The organism is Streptomyces alboflavus, from assembly GCF_000716675.1.
GTDB classification, from domain to species: Bacteria; Actinomycetota; Actinomycetes; order Streptomycetales; family Streptomycetaceae; genus Streptomyces; species Streptomyces alboflavus.
In genome coordinates this window covers 16,627-33,341 of sequence record NZ_JNXT01000025.1, presented here as the reverse complement: position 1 = coordinate 33,341, position 16,715 = coordinate 16,627, and the positions used below count along the sequence as shown (strand labels likewise).

Annotated in this window: 13 protein-coding genes; 7 read left to right on the top strand and 6 right to left on the bottom strand. The window is 73.6% G+C overall.

Annotation, left to right across the window (positions count from 1 at the left end; translation table 11 throughout):
• Positions 1 to 18: 18 nt before the first annotated feature.
• From OO63_RS20375 to OO63_RS20365, 3 genes are all read right to left on the bottom strand, one after another.
• Positions 19 to 1,044 (bottom strand): LLM class F420-dependent oxidoreductase, encoded by a 1,026-nt coding sequence (locus OO63_RS20375; RefSeq protein WP_030357000.1) that lies wholly within the window; start codon positions 1,042 to 1,044, stop codon positions 19 to 21.
• Positions 1,044 to 2,228: a CaiB/BaiF CoA transferase family protein gene (locus OO63_RS20370; protein ID WP_051811017.1), complete on the bottom strand. Its 1,185-nt coding sequence runs from the start codon at positions 2,226 to 2,228 to the stop codon at positions 1,044 to 1,046. Before OO63_RS20370 ends, OO63_RS20375 begins: the two co-directional genes overlap by 1 nt.
• Before the next feature lie 169 nt (positions 2,229 to 2,397).
• Positions 2,398 to 2,838 (bottom strand): MmcQ/YjbR family DNA-binding protein, encoded by a 441-nt coding sequence (locus OO63_RS20365; RefSeq protein WP_030356998.1) that lies wholly within the window; start codon positions 2,836 to 2,838, stop codon positions 2,398 to 2,400.
• A gap of 82 nt (positions 2,839 to 2,920) precedes the next feature.
• Here OO63_RS20365 and OO63_RS20360 point away from each other — a divergent pair, with 82 nt between their 5' ends.
• Positions 2,921 to 4,108 (top strand): saccharopine dehydrogenase family protein, encoded by a 1,188-nt coding sequence (locus OO63_RS20360; protein ID WP_030356997.1) that lies wholly within the window; start codon positions 2,921 to 2,923, stop codon positions 4,106 to 4,108.
• A 93-nt stretch (positions 4,109 to 4,201) separates the two neighbouring features.
• Here OO63_RS20360 and OO63_RS20355 read toward each other — a convergent pair whose 3' ends face one another.
• Positions 4,202 to 4,912: an endonuclease V gene (locus OO63_RS20355; RefSeq protein ID WP_030356996.1), complete on the bottom strand. Its 711-nt coding sequence runs from the start codon at positions 4,910 to 4,912 to the stop codon at positions 4,202 to 4,204.
• 71 nt (positions 4,913 to 4,983) lie between these two features.
• Here OO63_RS20355 and OO63_RS20350 point away from each other — a divergent pair, with 71 nt between their 5' ends.
• A complete protein-coding gene (locus OO63_RS20350; protein WP_030356995.1) occupies positions 4,984 to 5,283 on the top strand; it encodes a YciI family protein in 300 nt (99 codons plus the stop codon).
• 31 nt (positions 5,284 to 5,314) lie between these two features.
• Here the strand turns inward: OO63_RS20350 and OO63_RS20345 are convergent, their stop codons facing one another.
• Positions 5,315 to 6,496 carry a WD40/YVTN/BNR-like repeat-containing protein gene (locus OO63_RS20345; RefSeq protein WP_106983287.1) on the bottom strand — a complete coding sequence of 394 codons (1,182 nt, stop codon included), beginning with the start codon at positions 6,494 to 6,496 and terminating at the stop codon, positions 5,315 to 5,317.
• Between the two features lie 381 nt (positions 6,497 to 6,877).
• Between OO63_RS20345 and ssgD the strand changes: the two genes are divergently transcribed.
• Positions 6,878 to 7,294: a spore wall synthesis regulator SsgD gene (gene ssgD, locus OO63_RS20340; RefSeq protein WP_030356993.1), complete on the top strand. Its 417-nt coding sequence runs from the start codon at positions 6,878 to 6,880 to the stop codon at positions 7,292 to 7,294.
• A 145-nt stretch (positions 7,295 to 7,439) separates the two neighbouring features.
• On the opposite strand, the gene OO63_RS20335 is transcribed toward ssgD, so the two are convergent.
• Entirely contained in the window at positions 7,440 to 8,273 is an 834-nt protein-coding gene (locus tag OO63_RS20335; protein WP_030356992.1) for an isocitrate lyase/PEP mutase family protein, read from the bottom strand.
• A 589-nt stretch (positions 8,274 to 8,862) separates the two neighbouring features.
• Between OO63_RS20335 and OO63_RS20330 the strand changes: the two genes are divergently transcribed.
• The 4 genes from OO63_RS20330 (at position 8,863) to OO63_RS20315 (ending at position 16,658) form a co-directional block, all read left to right on the top strand.
• Positions 8,863 to 10,581 carry an ABC-F family ATP-binding cassette domain-containing protein gene (locus OO63_RS20330; protein ID WP_199819450.1) on the top strand — a complete coding sequence of 573 codons (1,719 nt, stop codon included), beginning with the start codon at positions 8,863 to 8,865 and terminating at the stop codon, positions 10,579 to 10,581.
• Positions 10,582 to 10,624: 43 nt separating this feature from the next.
• Entirely contained in the window at positions 10,625 to 12,961 is a 2,337-nt protein-coding gene (locus OO63_RS20325; RefSeq protein ID WP_051811016.1) for an ATP-binding cassette domain-containing protein, read from the top strand.
• A 160-nt stretch (positions 12,962 to 13,121) separates the two neighbouring features.
• A complete protein-coding gene (locus OO63_RS20320; RefSeq protein WP_030356989.1) occupies positions 13,122 to 14,090 on the top strand; it encodes an acyl-ACP desaturase in 969 nt (322 codons plus the stop codon).
• A gap of 96 nt (positions 14,091 to 14,186) precedes the next feature.
• Positions 14,187 to 16,658 (top strand): prenyltransferase/squalene oxidase repeat-containing protein, encoded by a 2,472-nt coding sequence (locus tag OO63_RS20315; protein ID WP_078619246.1) that lies wholly within the window; start codon positions 14,187 to 14,189, stop codon positions 16,656 to 16,658.
• Positions 16,659 to 16,715: the final 57 nt, after the last annotated feature.

Here is a 16,715-nt window from a genome sequence, read left to right as displayed (position 1 = left end):
TCAGTGACCTCCCCGGCCCTAGAGCCAGCCCTTGACGGTTTCGATGAGTCCGGCCGGGTCGGGGCCGACCGGAACGACGTTCAGCATGGTGACGCCCGCGGCGCGGAACACCTCGACGCGTTCGCGCACGTACTCCGCGGGGCCGCACAGCGACATCAGTTCGCAGAACTCGTCGGGCACGGCGGCCTCGGCCTCCTTCTTGTGCCCGGCCAGATACAGCTCCTGGATGCGCGCGGCCTCCTTCTCGTAGCCGTACGCGACCGCCAGGTCGTTGTAGAAGTTCTTGCCGACCGCGCCCATGCCGCCGACGTAGAGGGCGATCTGCGGCCGGGCGAGGTCGCGGGCCGCCGCCGCGTCGTCGCCGATGGCGAGCAGTCCGCCCGCGACGACCTGGAGCGGGCCGAGCGCCGGATCGCGCCGGGCGCGGCCCTCGGCGAGGGGCGCGCCCCAGACTTCGTGCGCCTTCTCCGGCAGGAAGAGCGTGGGCAGCCAGCCGTCGGCGATCTCGGCGGTCATGCGGACGTTCGCGGGCCCCAGGGACGCGACGTACAGCGGCACTTCGGGGCGGACCGGCCTGGTGAGGATCTTCAGGGGCTTGCCGAGGCCGCTGCCCCGCTCCGGGGGGAGCGGCATGTCCGTGATGCCGTGGTGGTCGATGACCTCGCGGCGCAGGATGCGGCGGGTCAGCTCGATGGTCTCGCGGGTGCGGCCGAGCGGCTTGTCGTACGCCTTGCCGTGCCAGCCCTCGACGACCTGCGGCCCGGACGCGCCGAGGCCGATGATGGCGCGGCCCCCGGAGACGGCGTCGAGCCCGGCGGCGGTCTGGGCGATGAGGGCGGGGGTGCGCGAGTAGACGTTGAGGATCCCGGCGCCGATGCGCATGCGCTCGGTGCGGGCGGCCAGATAGCCCATGATCGTGGGCGAGTCGAAGCCGTACGCCTCGGCGACCCAGACGGCGTCGAGGCCCGCCCGTTCCAGGGCCGCGACGGCGTCGGCGCCCGCGCGGGGGTCGCCCGCGTAGGCGAGCGGGGTGGAGATCTCCATCAGGCGCCTTCCTGGCCGGGGTGGTGCGGGGCGGGTGCTGCCGGGTCCGGTGCGTGCGGGGCGAGCAGGTCCGGTACGTCCCAGTCGTGGGCCACGGCCGCCGTGTCGGCGCCGGGCCGCGCGGGCCCCGAGCGCACGGACGTGGGCGTCGCGGAGAAGCGCGGCGCGGGCGCGGGCTGGGTGATGCCGCCGTGCTCGGTGAACGTGCCGCGGGCGGCGAGGTGCGGGTGGTGCGGGGCCTCCCCCAGCGAGAGCACGGGCGCCACGCAGGCGTCGGAGCCCTCGAAGAGCGCCGTCCACTCCGCGCGCGTACGCGTCCGGAACCGGGCGGCCACCGCCTCGCGCAGCTCGCCCCAGCGCGCGAGGTCCTTGCGCGCCGGGGCGACCTCGGCGAGGCCGATGAGCGCGATGAACTCGTCGTAGAACTGCTGCTCCAGGGCGCCGACGGCCATGAACTCGCCGTCGGCGGTCTCGTACGTCCCGTAGAACGGGCAGCCGCCGTCGAGGAGGTTCGCGCCCCTGCGGTCCTGCCAGCTGCCCGCCGCGACCATGCCGCGGATCATCGAGGACAGATGGGACGTGCCGTCGACGATGGCGGCGTCCACGACCTGTCCGGCGCCGGTGGCGCGCGCGTGGTGCAGGGCGGCGAGGACGCCGACGACCAGGTACAGCGAGCCGCCCGCGTAGTCCCCGAGGAGGTTCGCGGGGACGGTGGGCGGCTCGCCGGGCGCGCCGATCATGCCGAGGGTGCCGGTGAGGGCGATGTACGCGATGTCGTGCCCGGCGCGCTGGGCGAGCGGGCCCTCCTGGCCCCAGCCCGTCATGCGGCCGTAGACCAGCTGCGGATTGCGGGCGTGGCAGGGCTCGGGGCCGACGCCGAGGCGCTCGGCGACGCCCGGGCGATAGCCCTCGATCAGCACGTCCGCGCGGGTGACCAGGTCGAGGACGCGGGCCGGGCCATCGGGGGACTTGAGGTCGACGACGACGCTGCGCTTGTTGCGGTTCGTGATGTCGTACGCGGGGTCGATCGCGAGTCCGCCGCCGCCGGGGCGGTCGACGCGCACCACGTCGGCGCCGAGGTCGGCGAGCAGCATGGCGGCGAACGGGCCGGGCCCGATGCCCGCCAGCTCGACCACGCGCACCCCGGCGAGCGGCCCGTGAACGCCCTTGTCCGGCACTGCCATTGAGCCCCCAGCGCTGTGACACAACCGATGTAACACCAGTGATGCTAAGAACGCGTTCCACTCCGCACAAGCCCCTGACGAGCAAGCGCTTAGCCGAGGGGCCGGCCGGGGCGGGTCCTGGCAGGGCGCGGCGGAGCGCTCCGCACGGGCCGCGTGGGGGCGTGCGGCCTCATGTGCCGCGCTCCTCCAGTTCCGCCACGCGCTTCTTCGGTGCGATCGTCCGATAACTCTCCTCGACCCAGTCGCACAGGAGGTCCGCGGCCGGGGCGCCCTTGGCCTCCAGCGGGATCGACACCCAGCCGGACCTGCCGAGGCCATACCCTGCGGGTTCGGCGCCCGGGGCGGTCAGCGCGTGGGCGTGCGCCGCCTCGTCGGTGAGCTTGACGGTGACACCCATGGGATAGCTGCCGTCGTCGACGCCGAGGAAGACGAACACTTTCTTGTGAACCTTCGCGACGGTCTCGCCCCAGGGGAACTCCTCGGTGGCGCCGGGGAGGCCGAGCGCGAAGCCCCGCACCCGCTCCCACTTGGCCAGCGCGGCCTTCGACGGCCGCTTCTGCTTCTTCGGTCGCTCCGGATCGCCCGCCTGCGGTCCTGCCGTGTCCGCCATGGCACCTCCTCGTTCGGGGCCCGCTCGTTCACGCTAGCCTCAGCCACCGACAACGGCGCGGGACACACGGCTGAGAGGTGCCATGACCAGTCATGACAAGGACCGTCCCTATGACATCGTGCTCTTCGGAGCGACGAGTTTCGTGGGGGCGCTGACCGCCGAGTACCTCTCCGCGCACGCCCCCGACACCCTGCGGTGGGCCATCGCGGGGCGGGACGCGGCCAAGCTGCGCCGCCTGCGGGAGCGGCTCGCCGAGGACCGTCCCGGCTGCGCGGAGCTGCCCGTCGTGCACGCGGACGCGACCGACCCGGTGGCCCTGCGGGAGCTTGCGGCGGGGGCGCGCGTGGTGGCGAGCACCGTCGGCCCCTACCTCAGCCATGGGCAGGACCTCGTGGCCGCGTGCGCGGAGACCGGCACGGACTACGTCGACCTGTGCGGCGAGCCCGAGTTCGTGGACCTCGTGTACGTGCGGCACGACGCCCGCGCGCGGGAGACCGGCGCGCGCCTGGTGCACGCCTGCGGCTTCGACTCCGTGCCGCACGACCTGGGCGCGTACTACACCGTGCGCCAGCTCCCTCAGGACGTGCCGCTGCGCGTCGACGGGTTCATCAGCGCCGACGCGCGCTTCTCCGGCGGTACGTTCTCCTCCGCCCTGCAGCAGTTCGCGCGCGGGCCGCAGATGCTGGCCGCCGCGCGGGACCGGCGACGGCACGAGCCACGGCTCGTGGAGCGCCGCGCCTCCACCCCGGCGAGCGGTCCCCGCTACGCCGGGGAGGTCGGTGCCTGGGCGCTGCCGCTGCCGACCATCGACCCGCAGATCGTGGCGCGCTCGGCGCGGGCCCTGCCCCGCTACGGCCCCGACTTCCGCTACCGCCACTACGCCGCCGTGAAGTCGCTCCCCGTCGCCATCGGCGGGGTGGCCGCCGCGGGCGCGCTGTTCACCGTGGCCCAGGTGCCGCCGGTGCGGCGCTGGCTCGGCGGCCTCCTCAAGCCCGGCGAGGGGCCCGACGCGGCGCGCCGTGCGACCAGTTGGTTCTCCATGCGCTTCGTCGGCGAGGGCGGCGGCAGGCGCGTGTACACCGAGGTGTGGGGCGGCGACCCCGGCTACGGCGAGACCGCGAAGATCCTCGCCGAGGGCGCGATGTCCCTGGCCCTGGACGAACTGCCCGCCGTCGCGGGCCAGGTGACCACGGCAGTGGCGATGGGCGACGCGCTGACCCGGCGCCTCATGGACGCGGGGATCGGGTTCCGTGTGGCGGCGGTGCGCTGACGGGTGCGTGGGCCGGGTCCGGGGCGGCCGGGTCCGGGGCGGCCGTGGAGCCCGCCTCGGGCCGGGCGGCGCCCGGGGCCGGGTGCCGCCCCGTCAGCCGCCCGTCGCCTCCCGCAGGGCCGCCCTGCACAGCGCGTCCGCTCTGCGGGTGGTCTCGGGCAGGCGGTAGCGCGGGGTGAGGTGGAGGGTGTGGGCGCGGGCGTCGGCGAGGGTCACGCGGTGGCCCACCGACACGAACACCGGCTTGACGCCCTCGCGGGTGCGCAGCGCGCTGCCGACCTCCTCCGCGCCGTCGAGCAGCGGCGCCGCGCTGCCGCGTGCGGCGCCCGGCGCCTCGTACGCGAAGGTGAACGGGTTCTTGGCGACGCCGATCGTGGGCCGTCCGGTCAGCACGCCGAGGTGGCTCGCGAGCCCGAAGCGGCGCGGGTGCGCGACGCCGTAGCCGTCGCACACGACGAGCCCCGGGTCGGCCGTCAGCGCTTCCAGGGCCGCGAGCACCGCAGGGACCTCCCGGAACGCCAGCAGGCCCGGCACGTACGGGAAGGCGACCCGGCCGACCGCCGTCGCCTCCTCCACGACCTCCAGGCTCGCCCCGTCGAGCACCACCACGGCCGCGGCGACCACGTCGCGCTCGTCGTCGTAGGCGACGTCCACGCCCGCGACGTGTCCGGTGCCTGGCCGGGGCCCCGGCTCGTCGCGTACGACCCGCTGACGCAGGGCGTCCTGGACGGCGCGGGCCGCGGCCTCGTCCGTGGGCCAGTCGGCGGGCAGGGGCGGGATCGTGGTGGTGGTGGTCGTGTTCATGGTGGGCCGAGCCTAGGGCCTGTCCGATGGGTCGGCGGGGACGGCGGCCTGGCCCGGGTAGCCTCTCGATCATGTTTGTCATGGAGCTGACCTACACCGCCCCCGTCGACCGCGTCGACGCCCTGCTCGCCGACCACGTCGCCTGGCTGGACGCCCAGTACGCGGCCGGGGTCTTCATCGCGTCGGGGCGCAAGAACCCGCGCGACGGCGGCGTGATCCTGGCCGTGGGCGAGAGCCGGGAGGAGATCGAGAAGCTGGCGGCGAGCGACCCGTTCACCGTCGGCGGTGTGTGCGCGTACCGCATCACGGAGTTCCTGGCGACGAAGACGGCACCCGAGCTGGCCGGTTACCGGCAGCAGCTGCCGGGCTGAGCCCGGCGGCAGCCGCCGCGCGCCGGTGCCCTCAGCCCCGTTCGAGCCGCGCCACCCGCCCCTTCTCCCCGGCCGCCCAGCAGCCCAGGTCCCGCGCGCAGTCGACGGTGTCGTACGAACCCGTGTCGACCGTCCGCCAGCTGCGGCCGCCGTCCGTCGTGAGATCCGTGCCCGTGGGGCCGACCGCGAGGGCGGAGCGGCGGGTGTGCGGCAGCCAGGTGACGCCCGAGCGGTACGCGGGGACGGGCTTCGCGGCGGGCCGCCAGGTGCGGCCGCCGTCGGTGGTCGTCGCGGCGGCGCGGGGCGACTGCTGGTCGGCGCGGTAGTCGCCGCCGACCGCGATGCCGTGCGCGCGGTCGCGGAAGGCCAGGCCGAAGACGCCGCGCGCGGGGTCGCCGCCCGGGATCGGGGCGTCCGTGGCGGTCCACGTCAGGCCCCGGTCGGCGGAGTGCAGCACCCGTGCGCGGGCGGCTCCGCCGGTCGCGAGCCACACGTCGCGCGGGCCCGAGCTGACCAGGCACTGGCCGCTCGCGGCGAACCCCGACTCGCCCTCCTGCGCCTTCGGCATGCCCTTGTCGGGAAGGACCTTCCAGGAGCGGCCGCCGTCCCTGGTCGACAGGATGCGGTACTTGCCGTTCACGGGGTCGCTCATCGCCAGGCCGTGACGGCGGTCGAAGAACGTCATGCAGTCGTAGAACGCTTTGGGGTCGGTGTTGTGGAAGGACTCCGTCCAGGTCGCGCCGCCGTCGTCGGTGCGCAGCACCCGGGACGCCTCGCCCTCGCCGATCGCGAGCACCACGGCACGGCGCCCGTCGAACGCCTCGACGTCCCGGAACTCGAGCGCCGACGCCCCGGGCGGTGACACGTTCCGCCAGCTCGCGCCGCCGTCGGTCGTGCGCAGCACGGTGCCCTTCGTCCCCGCGGCCCACGCGGTGCTGCGGCTCACGGCGGCGAGGCCGCGGAAGCGGGCGTCGGTGCCGGTGGGCTTGAGCGACCAGGCGGGGCGGGTCGGGTGGTGCGTGGCGCCGGTTGCGGGTGCGGCGGCGGTCCGTTCGCCGGGCGTGAGGGAGGCCGACGTGCCGGCCGCCGTACTCGGCACGGCCGGGGCCGACGGTTCACCCTGCGCGGGCGGCACCGCCGCGACCGACGTCAGCGCGAGAGCCGCCGCGCCGAGACCGGCCCACACGCCACGGCTCGCCCACCGGGACCGCACCGGGGCCGCCTCCTGCCCAGGACATTCCGCATTCCCCGTACGTATCGCCAACCCCGCCCGTATCTTCCGTACCTCACGCATCGCACGCCCCTCCCGGTCCAGCTGCCCCGTGGCCCTCATGGCGGGCCGAAGCTAGCCCACCCCCAGGGCCTCGTCCAGATGGCGGTACTGAGCCTTTCGGCGGTCGCCCGAGCGGGGGTCGACGGGAACCGGTCGTGGTACCCGGGTGTCGCGGTGACAGAGGTCACTCGCTCCAGAGGGGTCCTCGCGTGCACGGATCCTCCGTTTCCGACGTCTATTCAAGTGTCCGACCCCGGTCGTGCACACCCAGGTCGTCCAGCCGTCAGAGTCGTCCAGCCGTCAGAGTTGAGGGAGCAGGCGTTGTCCACTGTCATCGAGCAAGCCGTTGAGGCCCGCCTGGTCGCCGCCGCGCCCCGGATGCCCACCATTCCCGCCACCCTGCACTACGACGGGCGCGACCCCTTCGCCGTCCGCATGAGCTTCCCCGCCCCGGCGACGCTGGAGGGCGTGGAGGTCTACTGGACGTTCGCCCGCGAGCTGCTCACGCACGGCGTGGAGAACGCGGTGGGCGACGGCGACGTGCGCGTGCGGCCGTACGGCTACGACCGCACGGTCCTGGAGTTCCACGCCCCCGAGGGCACCGCCATCGTGCACGTCCAGACGGGCGACCTGCGCCACTTCCTCCAGCGGACGACGGCCCTCGTCCCTGCGGGGCAGGAGCACCTGCACGTCGACCTGGACCAGGACCTGGCCGACCTGATGCGCGACGCGTGCTGAGCCGGGGCCGCCCCGGCCCCGGCCCCGCCCGCCGCACCTCAGCCGACCGTCACACCTGAGCCGACGGCCGCACCTGAGCCGACGGCCGCAGCTCAGCCACCCACCGCACCTCCCCCGCCCCTGCGGCCCGCCTCAGCGGCCCGCCTCAGCGCCCCAGAAGACCGTTGAGCTCCCCGTAGTCGAGCCCGCCCGCCAGCGACGCGTACGTCCCCTCGGTCAGCAGCTCCCGCGCGGCACCGCGGACCAGGGCGTGCACCGCCTGCGCGATGCCCGAGCCGACGCTGACGCGCGCGACGCCGAGACCGGCCAGCTCCGCGACCGCCGGGGCGCCAGGACCCACCATCACGTTCAGCGGCCCGTCGACGCCCTCGACCAGCGCCTTGACCGTGTCCGGAGCCACCGCGCCGGGCACGAAGACCCCGTCCGCGCCCGCGGCGAGGAACGCGGCGGCCCGCTCCAGGGTCAGCGCGAGCCGGGCGTCCGGACCGTCGCCGACGCCCCGCAGGTAGGTGTCGACGCGCGCGTTCACGAACAGCGGCACGCCCGCCGCGTCGGCGGCGCCGCGCGCGGCCGCGATCCGCTCCGCCTGCTCGGCGACGGGCCGCAACGGCTCGGCCGCCCCGTACAGCGCGTCCTCGATGTTCACGCCCACCGCCCCGGTGGCGAGGACGGCGCGCACCGTGTCCGCGACACCCGCCGCGTCCTTCGCGTAACCGCTCTCGATGTCGGCGGTCACCGGCACGTCGACGGCGGCCGTGAGGGCGGCGACGGCGGCGAGCGCCCGGTCCCGGGACAGCCGGTCCCCGTCGGCGGCGCCGAGGGCCCAGGCGAGGCCCGCACTGGTGGTGGCGACGGCGGCGGCACCGGCCGACTCGACGACGCGGGCGCTCGCGAGGTCCCAGGCGTTGGGCAGGACGAGCGGGGCGCCGGGGGTGTGCAGGGCGCGGAAGGCGGTCGCGGTGGCGTGCTGGTTCGTCATGGCCGGTACTCAAGCAGGGGCGCGGGGCGGGGTCTGGCGACAATCCGACATCACCGCTCACCGTCCCGCCGAGCGGAAACTCCTTTGCGCGCCGGCCGTCCGGACCGGCACGCTGGTGGTGGAGGCCACCGGGCAGGAGCGCCGGTGCGCCCCGCCCGGAGAAGCCCCGCCCGCAGAAGCCCCGCGCGCGGAAGCTTCACCCGCAAAAGCCCCGCCCGCAGAAAAAGCCCGTTGACAGACCCCCGCACCACTTCTACGGTGTATAGCGGTTCTGTTGCCGTCGATTGGAGAAGGACGTTGCTCGTCTGAGGTCTTGAGACACCGCGTCGCAGCTGTCGACGAACTCCCCGCCCTGGGTGAGTTCCCCGCTGCGCACGATGTGTGCGACCTCGGCGTACGAGCCGTCCGTTCCGGCACCGGGCCTTCTTCTTTCTCCGGCCCTCCGGCGTGACCGCCCCCGCCGTCCTCCCCCGCCGTCCGGCCCCGGCACTCCCGGCGCCCCGGCGGCGAGCCGACGCACGCACGGCCCTCGCGGTGTCCCGCACACGTTGCCCACACCCGCCGCACCACAAGCAACCGCGAGGCCTGTATGTCCTTGTCCCCCACCACCTCCATCACCTGCACGTCGCTCGCCTTCAACTGGCCGGACGGCACCAGCGTCTTCGACGGCTTCCAGGTCGCGTTCGGCCCCGGCAGGACCGGTCTGATCGGCCGCAACGGCTCGGGAAAGTCGACCCTCCTGAAGCTCGTCGCGGGTGAACTGACGCCCGCCGAAGGGGCCGTCCGCACCGCGGGCGACGTCGGCTACCTGCCGCAGAACGTCACCCTGGACACCACCCTGCGCGTGGACGAGGTGCTCGGCATCGCCGCCACCCGCGCCGCCCTGCACGCCATCGAGGCGGGCGACGCGAGCGAACAGCACTTCACGGCCGTCGGCGACGACTGGGACGTCGAGGAGCGCGCGACGGCGACCCTCGACCAGCTCGGCCTCGGCCACATCGGCCTCGACCGGACCACGGGCGAGGTGTCCGGCGGCGAATCCGTGCTGCTTCGCCTGGCCGCGCTGCTCCTGCGGAGGCCCGACGTCCTGCTGCTCGACGAGCCCACCAACAACCTGGACCTGCACGCCCGCCGGCGCCTGTACGCGGCCGTCGACGCCTGGTCCGGTGTGCTCGTCGTGGTCAGCCACGACCGGGAGCTGCTCGACCGCGTCGACCACATCGCCGACCTGCGCGACGGCGAAGTGACCTGGTACGGCGGCAACTTCAGCGCGTACGAGGAGGCGCTCGCCGTCGAGCAGGAGGCCGCGGAGCGCATGGTGCGCGTCGCCGAATCCGACCTGCGCAAGCAGAAGCGCGAACTCGTCGACGCCCAGGTCAAGTTGGCCCGCCGCAAGCGGTACGGCCAGAAGATGAACGACCAGAAGCGCGAGCCGAAGATCGTCATGGGAGCGCGCAAGCGGGCCGCCCAGGTGTCCGCGGGCAAGCACCGCATCATGCACGAGGAGAAATTGAGCGAGGCCAAGGAGCGCCTGGACGACGCCGTCGAGGCGGTGCGGGACGACGACGAGATCCGCGTCGACCTGCCGTACACCGCGGTACCGCCGGGCCGCACCGTCCTGACGCTCCTCGACCTGACGCTCCGTTACGGGGCGCGGGTGAAGGGCGGGTTCGATCTGCGCGGACCCGAGCGGATCGCGCTCGTCGGCCGCAACGGCGCGGGCAAGACGACGCTGCTGCGGACGATCGGCGGCGAACTCGAACCGCTCGACGGGGAGGCGCGGGCGCACGTCCCGCTGCGTTTCCTGCCGCAGCGTCTCGACGTACTCGACGACGAGCTGAGCGTCGCCGAGAACGTCGCCCGGTTCGCGCCCGACGCCACGAACAACCGGGTCCGGGCGCGCCTGGCCCGCTTCCTGTTCAAGGGCGCGAAGGCCGACCAGCGGGCCGCGACCCTCTCCGGGGGCGAGCGGTTCCGGGCGGCGCTCGCCGCGCTGCTGCTCGCCGAGCCCGCGCCGCAGCTTCTGATGCTCGACGAGCCGACGAACAACCTCGACATGGCGAGCGTCCGGCAGCTGTCCACCGCCCTGGAGAGCTACGAGGGCGCGCTGATCGTGGCCAGTCACGACCTGCCGTTCCTGGAGTCCATCGGCATCACCCGCTGGCTGCTGCTCGACGGGGAGCTGAAGGAGTTCGGGGACCTCGCGGCGATCACGGAGTTCATCGAGAGCACCAAGGGCGCGGACGCGGAGGAGGAAGCCGAGGAGGCGGCGGCGGAGGTGGTCGACAGCTCGCGGATCACCGCGTAAATCACGACAGAAGCTGTCGGGTATCCCGGTTAGCTTCACGTGTATGCGAGCAGCCAGTCACCCACCGCACCCGCCGTCGGACCACCAGCACATCACCATCAGCAAAGGCCGTGAGAACAACCTGAAGGAGGTGGACCTGCGCATCCCGAAGGGCCGTCTGACGGTCTTCACCGGGGTGTCGGGGTCCGGGAAGTCGTCGGTCGTCTTCGACACGATCGCCGTCGAGTCGCAGCGCCAGCTCAACGAGACGTTCACATGGTTCATCCGCAACCGGCTGCCGAAGTACGAGCGGCCGCACGCGGACGCCATCGAGGACCTCGCGCCCGCGATCGTCGTCGACCAGAAGCCGATCGGCGGCCACTCCCGCTCCACCGTCGGCACGATGACCGACATCTACTCGGCGATCCGGGTCCTGTTCTCGCGGCACGGCACCCCGAGCGCGGGCCCGGCCACCGCGTACTCGTTCAACGACCCGAGCGGGATGTGCCCCGAGTGCGCCGGGCTCGGCCACACCGTGCGGCCCGACTACGACCGCATCCTGGACCCCGCCAAGTCCCTCGCGGGCGGCGCGATCCTGTTCCCGCCGTTCGCCGCCGGGACCTGGCAGGGCCAGACGTACACGAACACCACCGACCTCGACACGCACAAGCCGGTCGGTGAATTCACCGCGGTGGAACGGCAGTTCCTGATGCGCGGCGGCGGACGCGGCGCGCGGGCCGCCAAGGTCACCGTCGACACCGCCGGCGGCTCCCACCCCACCGCCTACGAAGGCCTCGCCGACCGCTTCGAGCGGCTGTATCTGCACCGCGACCTGTCGGCGCTGTCCCAGAAGACCCGCGACACGGTGCAGCCCTTCCTCGTCGAGGGCCACTGCCCGGCCTGCGACGGCGCCCGCCTGAACCCGGCCGCCCTCGCCAGCCGCATCGGCGGCCTGTCCATCGCCGACTGCGCGCGCATGGAGGTCACCGACCTGATCGCGGCGCTCGGCCGGATCCACGACCCGGTGGCCGGGCCGATCGCCGGGGCCGCCGTCGCCGCGCTGAGCCGCATCGAGGCGATCGGCCTCGGCTATCTGAGCCTCGGCCGCGAGACGTCCACGCTCTCCGGCGGCGAGGGCCAGCGCCTGAAGATGGTGCGCCACCTGGGCTCCAGCCTCACCGGCATGACGTACATCTTCGACGAGCCCAGCGTCGGCCTGCACCCGCGGGACGTGGGACGCCTCGGCGACCTGCTGCTTCGCCTGCGCGACAAGGGCAACACCGTGCTCGTGGTGGAGCACGACCCGGACGTGATCGCCCTCGCCGACCACATCGTCGACATGGGCCCGGCCGCGGGCAGCGACGGCGGCCTCGTCGTCTTCGAGGGCACCCCCGAGGAGCTGCGGGCCGCCGACACCCTCACGGGCCGCTGCCTGCGCCGCACCAGCGGCGTCAAGGAGCACCCGCGCGAGCCCGTCGGGGGCGAGTGGATCAAGGGGGCCGATCTGCACAACCTCAAGGACGTGAGCGTGCGGGTGCCGACCGGGGTGCTCACGGCCGTCACCGGTGTCGCGGGCTCCGGCAAGAGCACGCTGGTGTCCCGGGCCTTCCTGGAGCAGCACCCCGACGCCGTGGCCGTCGACCAGTCGTCCATCGGCATCTCGGGGCGGTCGACCCCGGCGACGTATCTGGGGATCATGGACCGGATCCGGGCGCTCTTCGCGAGGCGGACGGGCACCGAGCCGGGTCTGTTCAGCTTCAACTCCCGGGGCGCGTGCGAGAGTTGCCAGGGCCGTGGGATCATCTACAGCGACCTGGCCTTCATGGACCCGGTCACCACGACGTGCGAGGCCTGCGAGGGGAGGCGCTTCAAGGACGAGGTGCTGCGGCTGACCGTGGGCGGGCGCTCCGTCGTCGACCTCCTGGACATGACCGCCGAGCAGGCGCTGGCCTTCTTCGCTGACTTCCCCGACCCGGCGGTACGCCGCCGGCTGCACGCCCTGCGCGACGTCGGCCTGACCTACCTCACCCTCGGGCAGCCCCTGTCCACGCTCTCCGGCGGCGAGCGCCAGCGCATCAAGCTCGCCACCCAGCTGCACCGCACCGGCACCACCTACGTCCTCGACGAACCGACGACCGGACTGCACATGGCCGACGTGGACGGACTGCTCGCGATGCTGGACCGGCTCGTGGACGCCGGGAACACCGTGCTCGTCGTCGAGCACAACCTGGACGTCGTCAAGCACGCGGACTGGGTGATCGACCTGGGGCCCGAGGGCGGCAAGCACGGCGGGCGGATCGTCTTCGAGGGGACGCCGCGGGAGCTGCTCGGGGCGCGCGGCTCGCACACCGCGGAGCATCTTCGGCGGGCCGTGGGGGCGCCCGGGAGCGGGGTGCGCTGACGGCGGAACCGGGGGCTCCGGCGGGACCCGGTTCGGGGAGCTCTTTACGGAGGGCTTAACCTACGGGAACGTAACCTACGATGCCGTAGGTACGCCGCTCGCGGTGCCGTGGTTCCCCCCTCGCACCGCACCCCTCCCCCTCCCGTCCCCAGGAGCCCCCGTGACGATCACCCCTTCCCACCTCGGCAGCACGGACACATGGACCGACGCCCGGCTCCTGTACGCCCTGGAAGAAGTGGTCGAGAAGGAGCTCAACCGGCACCTGGGCGTCGCCAAGGACTGGATGCCCCACGAGTACGTGCCGTTCTCCGACGCCCGGAACTTCCCCGGGTTCTTCGAGGACGGCGAGGCCTGGGAGAAGGGGCAGTCGCCGGTCACCGACATCGGCCGGATCGCCCTCGTCGTCAACCTGCTCACCGAGGACAACCTCCCCAGCTACCACCACGAGATCGCCTCGCTCTTCGGCCGCGACGGCGCCTGGGGCACCTGGGTGCACCGCTGGACCGCCGAGGAGGGCCGCCACGGCATCGTGATGCGCGACTACCTCCTCGCGTCCCGCGCCGTCGACCCCGACCAGCTCGAGCAGTTCCGCATGGCGCACATGAGCGAGGGCTTCGAGTCGGACAACCGGCACTCGATGCTGCACTCCGTGGCGTACGTCGCGTTCCAGGAGCTGGCCACGCGGATCTCCCACCGCAACACCGGCCACCAGTCCGGCGACCCCGTCTGCGACCGGATGCTGGCGCGCATCGCGACCGACGAGAACCTCCACATGGTCTTCTACCGGAACCTGCTGCGCGCCGCCTTCGACCTCGCCCCCGACCTCACGATGTGCGCCGTACGGGACGTCGTCGTCGGCTTCCGCATGCCCGGACACGGCATCCCCGGCTTCGAGCGCGCCGCCGCGCAGATGGCCATCGGCGGTGTCTACAACCTGCGCATCCACCACGACGACGTGCTGCAGCCCGTGCTGCGCTTCCTCAAGGTCATGGAGGTCCCCGGGCTCGGCCCCGAGGGCGCCCGCGCCCAGGAGGAGCTCGGCCTCTTCATGGGCGGCCTGGACGCGGAGGCCTCGAAGTTCGACGAGCGCCTGGCCGCCCGCAAGGCGCGCATGGCCGCGCGGGGCTGACCCGGAACCCCATTTACGCCCCCTGCCCGCGGTGCCATGTTGGTCGGAGTTGAGCGGACGGACACAGCCGCCGTCGACCGCAGGGGGTGCACGGGAGTGGCACGGACCCATGAGTGGATGTTCTACGAGGTCATGTGGCGCAGCTGGGCGGACCGGGCACGGGTGCCGTACCCCGTGCCCTGGTGGGCACAGACCGCCTTCCGGCGCTGGAGCGACGACTTCGACGCGGGCACGTACGAGTCACGGGAGGCCGCCTTCGCCTCCAACGCGCTCTACCGCTACTGGCACATGGTGGGCGTCAAGGACCATCGCCAGGAGTCCCTGGTCGGGCAGGCCGGGGAGATCGAGCCGGTGTACGACAAGTACTGCCTGGCGTTCTTCCTGTACGACCCGGCCACGGGCACCGTCGGGGTGCCGCAGCTCGCGGAGTGCGGCACGGTCACGCAGCACATGGAGGCGCCGCATGTGCCGGAGGTCGTGACGACGTTCCGCGGGACGGACGGCGTCGCCTTCACCCAGCGGACGTTCGCGGTGCCGGTCGGGCCGCGGCAGCGGGACCTCACGGTGACCCGGCTGAGCGTCACGGGGCCCGGCGGGCCCGCGCGCGAGGGCTGGCTGTGCGCGGCGGTGCTGCCCGCGGGGCCGAGCGGTTTCCAGCGGCACGACCGTCGCGCCCCCTCCGGCACCGACCGGCGGCTGACGTTCCTGCGCTATCTGCCCGACGAGGCGCGGGTGGAGACGAACAGCGGCTGGGGCCCGGCGTTCGACACGGCGCCCGAGTACTACGGGGTGTACGGCAACCCGGACTTCTCACTCGACCCGGCCACGTATCTGGCGCGCAGCCCGTTCCACGACCTGGCCGTCGACGGCAAGCTGAACGCCGCACTGCAGGCGCAGGACCAGGTCGCCGGGTTGTGCAGCGCCGCGTTCGCGTGGCCGTTCCGGCTCGCGGGCGACGAGGTCTTCGAGGTCGACGTGCGGCTGCCCGTCGACCTGTACAGCGGGGCGGCCGACCTCGCGGAGCTGCGGGCCACGCCCGCCGCCGACCTGGCCGCGGCCAACCGGGCGTTCTGGTCGGCGAAGCTCCTCGGGCAGGGCGTGCAGCCCGGACTGCCAGGGCCGGTGGCCCACTTGACGGACCTGTTCCGGCAGGCGCGCTCGCAGCTGCTCGTCCTCTCCGACCACGGGGAGATCCACCCGGGTCCGACGGTGTACGACTCGTTCTGGATCCGCGACTCCTCGGTGGAGGCCACGGCGTGCTCCCTGGTGGGGGACGCGGCGCTCGCGGAGCACCAGTTGGGCACGCACTATCCGGGGCGGTTCAACCGCGGCACCGGCCGGATCGGGCCGTGCGCGGAGTACGGCTTCTACGGCGGTCCGCACGAGCGGGACGACCACGAGTGGGACAGCAACGGCCAGGCGCTGTGGGCAATCGGCCGCTACGACCGCACGGCGGGCAGCTCGGCCGCGTTCGGCGCGAAGCTGTACACGCCGTACGTCATCGACGGCGCCCGCTGGCTGCGCGACAACCGGGACGGGAACGGCCTGCTGCACAGCGGCTGGAGCGCCGAGCACCTGGGCGAGCGCGACAAACCGCACTACTGGGACGACCTGTGGGGCCTCGCGGGCCTGTACGAGGCGGCCCGGCTCGCCGAGCGTCTCGGCACCCCGGACGTGCGCGAACTGTGGGCCGCCTTCGACGACTTGAAGCAGGCCACGGCGGCGTCGATCCGCTGGGTCCTCGCGGAGCAGCGGCGGCGCGGCGAGTGGGAGACGTACATCCCGACCGGGCCGGGCGACGTGGGACGGCGCGACTCGACGATGATCGGCGCGGCGGCGTACTTCCATCCGCTGCGCCTGCACATGGGCAACAAGCTCGGTGACGACGTCGACCGGGCGGCGCGCTGGACCCTCGACACCATGTACGGCCGGTTCGTGACGGGCGGCTTCCGGCACGAGGCGGCCTGGAACGCCTACGGGCCCTATCTGACCACGCAGTTGGCGCACGCGTATCTGCTCGCCGGGGACCCGGCGCGGATGGACGCGCTGCTCGGCTGGGCCGTGGCCGCCTCCATGGCGCGCGTCGACGACCGGGCGGTGGCGCTCGGCGCGTGGAACGAGCAGCACGCGTTCCCCGTGGCGTCGGGCTTCACCGAAGTCCCCCACCGGCACTGGTACATGGGGGACATCCCGCACGGCTGGGCCGCCGCGGAGTATCTGCTGCTGCTCCGCGACATCCTGCTCTTCGAGGCCGACGAGGACCGCGATCCGCATCTGTACATCGCCCCGGGCGTGCGTCCGCACTGGGTGCCGGACGGGGACGCGGTGACGGTCGAGGACGCTCCGACGCTGTTCGGCGCGCCCTTCGGCTACCGGCTCACGCACGACGCGGGCGCGCGCACGGTGACCGTGGACGTCACCCGGGCCCCGGAGCGGGTCCGGTACGTCTACCCGTGCCGCTTCGGCAGCGTGCGGTCGGCATCGGCGGACGGCCGCGAGCTGCCGGTGAGCGGCGACGACGTGCATGTCCCCGCGGGCACGCGACGGGTCGAGGTGAGCTACGCCTAGCGCCGGGACGTGCCGCGCCCGGCCCGGTTCCCCCGTCGGCCCGGGCCGGGCGCGGCC

Bases quoted from the DNA above. Each gene is read 5' to 3' on its own strand.
- OO63_RS20330 (WP_199819450.1), top strand. From the start codon at position 8,863: ATGTCCTTGTCCCCCACCACCTCCATCACCTGCACGTCGCTCGCCTTC.
- OO63_RS20375 (WP_030357000.1), bottom strand. From the start codon at position 1,044: ATGGAGATCTCCACCCCGCTCGCCTACGCGGGCGACCCCCGCGCGGGC.
- OO63_RS20360 (WP_030356997.1), top strand. From the start codon at position 2,921: ATGACCAGTCATGACAAGGACCGTCCCTATGACATCGTGCTCTTCGGA.
- OO63_RS20350 (WP_030356995.1), top strand. From the start codon at position 4,984: ATGTTTGTCATGGAGCTGACCTACACCGCCCCCGTCGACCGCGTCGAC.
- OO63_RS20355 (WP_030356996.1), bottom strand. From the start codon at position 4,912: ATGAACACGACCACCACCACCACGATCCCGCCCCTGCCCGCCGACTGG.
- OO63_RS20325 (WP_051811016.1), top strand. From the start codon at position 10,625: ATGCGAGCAGCCAGTCACCCACCGCACCCGCCGTCGGACCACCAGCAC.
- OO63_RS20335 (WP_030356992.1), bottom strand. From the start codon at position 8,273: ATGACGAACCAGCACGCCACCGCGACCGCCTTCCGCGCCCTGCACACC.
- OO63_RS20365 (WP_030356998.1), bottom strand. From the start codon at position 2,838: ATGGCGGACACGGCAGGACCGCAGGCGGGCGATCCGGAGCGACCGAAG.
- OO63_RS20370 (WP_051811017.1), bottom strand. From the start codon at position 2,228: ATGGCAGTGCCGGACAAGGGCGTTCACGGGCCGCTCGCCGGGGTGCGC.